General features: G+C 36.0%; 7 protein-coding genes. 5 read left to right on the top strand and 2 right to left on the bottom strand.

The genetic code is table 11. The features are described from left to right. Positions 1-186: 186 nt before the first annotated feature. The 4 genes from F3H01_RS03005 to F3H01_RS02990 all read left to right on the top strand — a co-directional run bounded on the left by F3H01_RS03005 (position 187) and on the right by F3H01_RS02990 (position 3,988). Positions 187-981, top strand: coding sequence for an HrcA family transcriptional regulator (locus F3H01_RS03005; RefSeq protein ID WP_149724785.1), 795 nt, complete (start codon positions 187-189; stop codon positions 979-981). Then, complete coding sequence (gene grpE / locus F3H01_RS03000) at positions 978-1,520, top strand: nucleotide exchange factor GrpE (protein WP_149724784.1); 543 nt, start codon at positions 978-980, stop codon at positions 1,518-1,520. Before F3H01_RS03005 ends, grpE begins: the two co-directional genes overlap by 4 nt. 35 nt (positions 1,521-1,555) lie before the next feature. Continuing rightward, positions 1,556-3,430 (top strand): molecular chaperone DnaK, encoded by a 1,875-nt coding sequence (dnaK, locus tag F3H01_RS02995; protein WP_087578979.1) that lies wholly within the window; start codon positions 1,556-1,558, stop codon positions 3,428-3,430. Positions 3,431-3,556: 126 nt separating this feature from the next. Beyond that, positions 3,557-3,988 (top strand): trehalose-6-phosphate synthase, encoded by a 432-nt coding sequence (locus F3H01_RS02990; RefSeq protein ID WP_103600624.1) that lies wholly within the window; start codon positions 3,557-3,559, stop codon positions 3,986-3,988. A 50-nt stretch (positions 3,989-4,038) separates the two neighbouring features. Here F3H01_RS02990 and ppk2 read toward each other — a convergent pair whose 3' ends face one another. Further along, entirely contained in the window at positions 4,039-4,848 is an 810-nt protein-coding gene (gene ppk2 / locus F3H01_RS02985) for a polyphosphate kinase 2 (protein WP_021091543.1), read from the bottom strand. A gap of 105 nt (positions 4,849-4,953) precedes the next feature. Here ppk2 and dsbD point away from each other — a divergent pair, with 105 nt between their 5' ends. Further along, the gene (dsbD, locus tag F3H01_RS02980) at positions 4,954-6,684 is read left to right on the top strand and encodes a protein-disulfide reductase DsbD (RefSeq protein ID WP_149724783.1); all 1,731 of its coding nucleotides are present in this window, start codon (positions 4,954-4,956) and stop codon (positions 6,682-6,684) included. On the opposite strand, the gene nth is transcribed toward dsbD, so the two are convergent. Beyond that, complete coding sequence (gene nth / locus F3H01_RS02975) at positions 6,677-7,309, bottom strand: endonuclease III (RefSeq protein WP_149724782.1); 633 nt, start codon at positions 7,307-7,309, stop codon at positions 6,677-6,679. The two genes, dsbD and nth, sit on opposite strands and share 8 nt — an antisense overlap. Positions 7,310-7,363: the final 54 nt, after the last annotated feature.

Here is a 7,363-nt window from a genome sequence, read left to right as displayed (position 1 = left end):
GACTTTTAAGTTTATTTAATTGTTTATTATAATTTTATTTTCGGAAAGGCTTATATAATTAATATTAAATAAGCTTAGTTATATAGACTAAAAATACATAAATAAATTATTTTAACTTAAATACTTGACATTGATAAACTAAAGTTGTATAATCCGCTTAGCAATTAAAAAGAAAGAGTGCTAAAAGTGAGTAAAACAAATAAACGTGATTTGATACTAAATTCTATCATCGAGGCTTATTTGCAGGACAATATGCCTATTGGTTCAAATGAGCTTGGCTCTCGTATGAGCGCGGCTATTCCAGCTTCTACGATACGCGTTTATTTCAAAAAGCTTTCAGATGAGGGCGAGATCACAAAGCTTCACATTAGTGGCGGTAGGATCCCAACAATTGCTGCGATGAGAAGATATTGGAGTGAAATTTTTGCTATAAGTGATATAAATTTAGAGATAAATGATGCCGAAGGGCTGCAAAAACTATGTGATGAATTTGAGCTTTATTGTATGATTTTTGGCACAATCGATAATGAGTTGCTAGAAATTTTAAATTTAAATAATAGATATATGATCTTAAATTTTGGCGAAGATGAGATCGTTATCAAATTTGATGCTAGGATGTATAAATTTTTAAGTAATCTTGCTGGAGTTAGTTTAAACAAACTTGAGCTTATCTGCTCTCAAGTTGGTTTAAGCGAACTAAAAAGTAAAATAAGAGAGCTTAAAAGGACTAAAATTTACTTCCAAGAAAATGAAATTTTAGCCTTTGATATGTTTAAGGATAGACGTTTTAAGATGGTTTTTGACCCAAGTTTTAGTCTGCAAATGGATGAGAAACTTACATTTTCTCCTATGTTTGATGAAAATTTTATGGGGCTTAAATTTAGTACAAACTATCTTGGCAACGAAGCACAGATGATCTGTGCTGGCAGTATTTATACTGACTATGTGAAATTTATAAATTTAATAAAGGAGGCTGCGTGAGCGAAGAGGTAAAAGAGCAAAACCTAGCTGAGGTTGAGCCTGTGCAAGAACTAGCTAATGATAGTGTAAATTTGGACGCACTTGGCGATATTTCAAAGGTTGAAAAACTTGAAAAAGAGCTCGGGGAGATAACTGATAAATATTATAGAGCAAATGCTGAGTTTGAAAATATCAAAAAGCGTTATGAAAAAGAGAAGACGGACGTTGCAAACTATGCAAATGAGAAATTTGCTAGGGATTTGCTACCAGTCATCGATGCTCTTGAAATCGCTGCGAATTTTGATCCAGAGGATGATGAATTTGCCAAAAAGATCAAAGAGGGTATTTTGATAACTATAAATCAGTTTAAAAAATGCTTTGAAAAGCATGGCGTAAGTGAGATACCAACTGATACTGAGTTTGATCCAAGCGTGCATAATGCAGTTTTAAAGGTCGATAGCGAGGAGAAGCAGAGTGGTCAAATCGTGCAAGCTTTGCAAAAAGGCTATATGATAAATGGTAGGGTTTTACGCCCAGCTATGGTCAGTGTAGCAAACTAAATTTATAAAAATAAAATCTAATAAAAAGGAAAAATATGTCAAAAGTTATAGGTATAGACTTAGGTACAACAAACTCTTGTGTGAGCGTTTTTGAGCGCGGCGAGAGCAAGGTTATCCCAAACAAAGAGGGTAAAAATACAACTCCATCTGTTGTCGCTTTTACAGACAAAGGTGAAATTCTAGTAGGTGACGTTGCAAAACGTCAAGCAGTTACAAACCCTGAAAAAACGATATATTCTATCAAACGTATCATGGGTTTGATGAGCAATGAAAAAAATGCTGAAGAGGCAAAAAGCCGCTTGCCATATCATGTCGTAGATAGAAACGGCGCTTGCGCAGTTGAGATCGCTGGTAAGGTTTATACTCCACAAGAAATTTCAGCAAAAATTCTTATCAAACTAAAAGAAGACGCTGAAGCATATCTTGGCGAGAAGGTAACAGATGCGGTTATCACAGTGCCAGCATACTTTAACGATAGCCAAAGAAAGGCTACAAAAGAGGCTGGAACGATTGCAGGACTAAACGTACTTCGTATCATCAACGAGCCAACAGCTGCAGCGCTCGCTTATGGTCTTGATAAAAAAGAGGCTGAAAAAATTTTAGTTTACGACTTAGGTGGTGGTACATTTGACGTTACAGTGCTAGAGACTGGTGATAATATCGTTGAAGTTTTGGCAACTGGCGGTAACGCATTCTTGGGCGGCGATGACTTTGATAACAAGATAATTGACTGGCTAGTAAGTGAGTTTAAAAACGAAAATGGTATCGATCTAAAAGGCGATATCATGGCACTTCAACGCTTAAAAGAAGCTGCTGAAAATGCTAAAAAAGAGCTAAGCTCAGCTCAAGAGACTGAGATAAATTTACCATTTATCACAGCTGATGCGACTGGTCCAAAACACCTTGTCAAAAAGCTAACTCGTGCTAAATTTGAGGGTATGATCGACTCACTTGTAGGCGAGACTATCACTAAGATAAATGAGGTAACAAAAGACGCTGGTTTAAATAAAAGCGACATCAAAGAGGTCGTAATGGTCGGTGGTTCAACTCGTGTGCCACTCGTTCAGGAAGAAGTTAAAAAGGCATTTGGCAAAGAGCTAAATAAGAGCGTAAACCCAGATGAAGTCGTAGCTATAGGTGCTGCGATCCAAGGTGCGGTTATAAAAGGCGACGTTAAGGATGTGCTACTTCTTGACGTAACTCCGCTTAGCCTTGGTATCGAAACACTTGGCGGCGTGATGACAAAGATCATCGAAAAAGGTACAACCATACCAACTAAGAAAAGCCAAGTTTTCTCAACTGCTGAAGATAACCAAAGTGCCGTTACTATCATGGTTTTACAAGGTGAGCGTGAGTTTGCAAGGGATAATAAATCACTTGGAAATTTCAACCTCGAAGGCATCCCAGCAGCTCCAAGAGGCGTACCTCAAATAGAAGTTGAGTTTGACATCGACGCGAACGGAATTTTAACTGTTTCAGCAAAAGATAAAGCAACTGGTAAAGCTCAAAACATCACTATCTCTGGATCAAGCGGTCTAAGCGAAGAAGAGATAAACAACATGGTAAAAGATGCTGAACTTCACAAAGAAGAGGACAAAAAGCGCAAAGATGCAGTTGAGGCTAGAAATCAAGCAGATGCACTAGTTCACCAAACTGAAAAGAGTATGAGCGAGCTTGGCGAGAAAGTCCCAGCTGAAGATAGAAGTAACATCGAAGCTGCGCTAAACGATCTAAAAGAGGTCTTAAAAGATGAAAATTCTTCAAAAGAGCAGATCGATGCAAAAGTAGAAGCTCTAAGCAAAGCTAGCCACAAACTAGCAGAAGCTATGTATAAAAAAGATGAAAACGCTGGAGCAAACGGCGGAAACAACAAAAAAGACGACGACGTTATAGACGCTGAAGTCGAGTAAAACTCCTAGAGCAGGGCGCTTGCCTTGCTCTTTTATAAATTTATCTTCATAAATTCTTAAAATTGATTCAAAATAAGTAATTTAAATAGTTAAAATTTATATAATGCCAAACAAAAAGGCGAAAAAATGTACTTATTTTTTTTGATTACTCATTTAATTTGTGCCATTGTATTTATAGGATACGTATTTTTCGATGTTTGCATATATCCGTTTGCTAAAAAAACGGTTGATACTAAAACCCTTGAAATAGTTAAAAAAGCCTACACAAAAGGCAGCGCAAAGGTTTTTGGCACGGCATTTTTATTGCTTTTAATAAGTGGCGCTTATATGGCAAAAGACTATTTTGGAGGCGAGCTTGGCTGGTGGCAAAGCAACTTTCAAAAGCTACTACTTGTAAAAATTTTTGTTTTACTCATAATGTGCCTTGTAACTTTTATCTCTGTTTTTAATGTAGTTATTTTAAAAAAGCCTGATCCATTTGGTAAATTTTCACATTTAATAGCTCTAGTGCTTTGCCTAATAATGGTCATTTTAGCAAAAGTAATGTGGTGGGCTTAAAGTTTAGCTAGCAAATCTAAGCAAATCGCCAGCTAGAAGTTAAAAATTCTTTAATCGATACTCTTTAACTTATCTTTATTTAGCCCTTCTTCTATGCGCTTTATCTCTTCACTTCCATCTCTTACGACGTTTTTGTCAAATTCTAAGTAGTCATTTATCTTTTTTGGATATTCAACGTGACTTAGGATAAATTTAAAGACATTTAGCCTAGCTTCTTTTTTGTTATCGCTTGAGACGATGACCCATGGTGAAATGCTATTGTGAGAGGCAAGAAGCATCGAATATTTAGCGATAGAGTATTGATCCCAAAGTTCTTGTGCTTTTTGATCAACGGGTGAAATTTTAAACTGCTTTAGCGGATCATTTTGTCTCTCTTTGAAGCGTTTTTTCTGCTCATCTTTTGTGATTGAAAGATAAATTTTAAAGAAAATTATGCCGGAGTTTATGATCATCTCTTCAAATTTTGGCACTTCACGTAAAAATTCTTTATGCTCTTCTTGCGTGCAAAAGCCCATCACTGGCTCAACACCAGCTCTATTGTACCAGCTTCTATCAAAGATCACGATCTCTCCAGCACTTGGTAGATGAGTCACATATCTTTGAAAATACCACTGCGTTTTTTCGACATCACTTGGCTTAGCAAGCGCTACTATACGGCAACCTCTTGGATTTAGATGCTCAGTTAGGCGTTTTATCGTTCCTCCTTTGCCGGCCGCGTCGCGCCCTTCCATTAGCATAAGTACTCTAAGGCCTTTTTCTTTTACGTAATTTTGAAATTTTAAAAGTTCAATTTGAAGTAGTCTAAGCTCTTCTTCATAGCCAAGTTTCTCGCTTTTTTGGTGTTTTTTGTCTTTTGACATCTTTGCTCCTTTAAAATTTCACATATTTTCACGATTTTACAATAAAATAGAATAAATTTAGGAATTTAGACTAAAATCATCTTTTTAAATTTAGCAAGGATTAGTATGTTTTTAAAATTTCTTTTTTCGATTATTTTATTTGTAGGCTCGCTTTTTGCCGAGGTTTTAGATGTTAGCAAAGCCTTTGTTTTAACTCCAAGCGTTGATAGTCAAAATGTTGAAGTGAAGTTTAATTTTGGTGAAAATATCTATCTTTATAAAGAGAGTTTTGAGATTAAGCTAGCTGGCAAAAAGATAAATGAGCTATTAAATTTGCCAAGTAGTGAAAATACGGGAGAATACGAAATTTATCCAAAAGATTTTTCGATTTTTATCCCATTAAATTTAGTAAAAGAAAATCTTTCAAATGGCAAAGCGATACTTGACATTAACTATCAAGGCTGTGCTAAAAACGGCATTTGCTATCGTCCACAAAGCAGAATTTATGAGATAACTGACCAAGCTGGAAAATTTAGCATCGCCACTTTTAAAAAAGAGCAAAAAAGCGATACCGACATTCTTACTGAAGAATTTTCTAGCGAGCAAGATATTGCAAATGGGCTTGGAGATAAAAATTTCTTTATCTCACTTCTTACTTTTTTTGGTTATGGTCTCTTGCTTTCACTAACACCTTGTGTCTTTCCAATGATACCGATACTTTCAAGCATAATCGTCTCAAAAGGTGCTAATTTAAATGCAAAAAAAGGCTTTTTACTATCATTTATCTATGTTGTCGCGATGAGCCTAGCTTATGCACTAGCTGGAGTGGCAGCTAGCCTACTTGGCTTTGGTATCGCAGGAGCTTTGCAAAATATCTATGTGCTTGGCGCTTTTGCAGCCATTTTTGTCATTTTAAGCTTTAGTATGTTTGGATTTTATGATATAAAATTGCCAGCAAAATTTGAAAATTTGATAAGTAAAAAATCGCAAAATAGTTCAGGCTATGTTGGAATTTTTATTATGGGTTTTGCTTCAGCTCTCATCGTATCGCCTTGCGTTGCAGCACCATTAGCGGGCGCGCTTCTTTATATCGCTCAAAGCGGAAATATCTTTTATGGTGGCATTATGCTTTTTGCCATGGGGCTTGGTATGGGTGTGCCACTACTTATTATTGGGCTAAGCTCTGGAAAGCTCTTACCAAAACCTGGTAGTTGGATGGATGAAGTGAAAAAATTCTTTGGTTTTTTAATGCTCATAATGGCGATTTGGATCCTTTCGCGTGTGCTCGGAGAATTTTTTGAGCTATTAGGATATGGCATTATAGGCGTTTTTATGGCAGTTTATTTTGGGACATTTGAAGTAGCAGAGCAAAGCTGGGCTAAGTTTAAAAAAGCGTTTTTTATCCTAGTTTTTATATATTCAGTTATGCTAATAGTTGGTTCATTTTTAGGCTCAAAGGAGGTTTTTTCTCCACTTTCTGGACTAAATTTGGCAAAAAGCGATAGTGCGTTAAAATTTAATTCCGTTAAAAATTTAGATGAACTAAATGAGATAATAAAAAACTCAACCAAACCCGTTCTAGTAGATTTTTATGCTGATTGGTGTGTAAGCTGCAAAGAGATAGAAAAGATCACTTTTAAAGATAGTGATGTTATGGATGCTTTGGCAAATTTTGCACTTATTCGTATCGATGTAACAAATGGTGGATCACAAAATGATGAGATGCTAAGAAATTTTGGGCTTATTGATCCGCCTGCACTCTTGCTATTTAGTGGTGGCGATGAGCTAAAATTTCTTAGAACTATCGGCTTTATAGATGCTAAAAATTTTCTAGCAAAGCTTGAGAAAATTAAATAACCTTGTCCTTGCTGTTACAAAGATCATTTAAAATACACTCATGGCAAAGCGGTTTTTTGGCTTTACAGGTGTAACGTCCAAAGAGCACCATGGCTTGATGAAGCTTGCCAAGATCTGTTTTAAAGGCATGGCTAAGATCAGCTTCAGTAGCTTCTGGCGTCTTTGCATGGCTAAGATCAAGTCTGTGTGCCACTCTAAAAACGTGTGTATCAACAGCCATAACATTTGCATTTGTAGCTTCTAAAAGTACGACATGAGCGGTCTTTTGTCCAACTCCAGCAAGCGCTTTTAGCTTCTCTTCATCAAGCGGAATTTCTCCATTATAAAGCTCAACCACGCTGTTTGCCATTTTGATTAAATTTACCGCCTTGTTATTAAAAAAGCTGCACGAGTTTATCATGAGTTTTAGGCTTGCTAAATTTGCGCTAGCTAGCTCATAGACATCTTTATACGCTTCAAATAAAGCTGGAGTTATTAAATTTACTCTTTTATCAGTGCACTGGGCTGAGAGCATGACACAGACAAGTAGCTCATATAAATTTCTAAATTTAAGCTCACTTTTGGCGTCTTTAAACTCTTCTAAAAGTCTTATTTTTATCTCTAAAATATCTTTTTTTGTTCTCATTTTCGTATTTTACCTTATTTTCTTAAGTTAAATGAAAAGTTATCGCTTTATTTG

The sequence above is a fragment of the Campylobacter concisus genome, from assembly GCF_902460875.1.
Lineage (GTDB): Bacteria > Campylobacterota > Campylobacteria > Campylobacterales > Campylobacteraceae > Campylobacter_A > Campylobacter_A concisus_AA.
Note: the sequence above shows the minus strand (reverse complement) of the source record. Positions and strands in the feature narration are given on the sequence as shown.

What these genes read in the sequence shown, in the direction of transcription:
- dnaK (WP_087578979.1), top strand. Translation starts at nt 1,556, where the DNA reads ATGTCAAAAGTTATAGGTATAGACTTAGGTACAACAAACTCTTGTGTG.
- F3H01_RS02990 (WP_103600624.1), top strand. Translation starts at nt 3,557, where the DNA reads ATGTACTTATTTTTTTTGATTACTCATTTAATTTGTGCCATTGTATTT.
- ppk2 (WP_021091543.1), bottom strand. Translation starts at nt 4,848, where the DNA reads ATGTCAAAAGACAAAAAACACCAAAAAAGCGAGAAACTTGGCTATGAA.
- dsbD (WP_149724783.1), top strand. Translation starts at nt 4,954, where the DNA reads ATGTTTTTAAAATTTCTTTTTTCGATTATTTTATTTGTAGGCTCGCTT.
- nth (WP_149724782.1), bottom strand. Translation starts at nt 7,309, where the DNA reads ATGAGAACAAAAAAAGATATTTTAGAGATAAAAATAAGACTTTTAGAA.